General features: G+C 60.1%; 1 protein-coding gene. It reads right to left on the bottom strand.

From position 1 onward, the window contains the following. Positions 1-1,021, bottom strand: a 1,021-nt coding sequence (locus ACLMAJ_RS38005) for an AMP-binding protein (protein ID WP_412018761.1), incomplete at both ends; no start/stop codon positions are given.

Here is a 1,021-nt window from a genome sequence, read left to right on the forward strand (position 1 = left end):
CAACGGGATGCGGTCGAGCACCATGATCGCCGAGGGGACCATGTAGGACGGTAACCGATGGGCGAGGTACTCGGTGAGGGTTGCGGTGTCGATCGAGTTATCAGGTGCCGCAACGACATACGAGACCAACGATACGGCTCCGGAATCGTTGTGGTGGCCGATTGTGGTGGCGAAACCGACTGTCTCGTGGGCGGCGAGTGTTGCGTCTATCTCGCCGAGTTCGATGCGTAGACCACGAATCTTTACCTGGAAATCGGACCGGCCGAGATGTTGGATTGATCCGTCGGCCGTCCACCGGACCACGTCTCCGGTGCGGTACATGCGTTCACCGGGCATCCACGGGCACGCTACGAAACGCTCGGCTGTCAAAGCTGCCCGGCGATAGTACCCGCGGGCCAGTAGAGCGCCTCCGATATACATCTCACCCGCTACACCGACGGGTACGGGTTGCAGTCGCTGATCCAATACCCATTCCGAGACACCGCGAATCGGGCCACCGATCGTGATCAGCTCACCCGGTACCAATGGAGTGCTCTGGTTTGTCGTGGTCGTTGCCTCGGTCGGACCGTAATCGTTCAGCATGTCGCGGCCGTTGCTCCAGCGTTCGACCAACTCTGTGCCGTAGTCCTCGCCGCCGACTGCCAGGTGTCTCAAATCCGTTAGCGGCCAACGGGTGTGGTCGATGGTGGACAACGCCGAAGGTGTGATGAGGACGTGGCTGACGTGCTCGTGGTCGAGGAGTTCGGCGAGTTCGTCGCCGCCGTAGACGTCGCTGGGTGCGATAACCATTGTCGCGCCCCTGCATGTCGCCAGCAACAATTCGAGTACCGATACATCGAAGCTTGGTGAAGCCAAATGTAAAGTACGGGAATCGGGTTCGATGTTCATGGCGTTTTGGTGCTCGGTGGCGCAGCTGGAGAGTCCTCGGTGGGTGACTGCGACGCCTTTGGGTAGTCCGGTCGATCCGGAGGTGTAGATGACGTAGGCGATATCGTAGATATGCAGCGGACGCACCCGGTCA

The organism is Nocardia arseniciresistens (genome assembly GCF_046764875.1).
In the GTDB taxonomy this organism is placed as follows: Bacteria; Actinomycetota; Actinomycetes; order Mycobacteriales; family Mycobacteriaceae; genus Nocardia; species Nocardia arseniciresistens.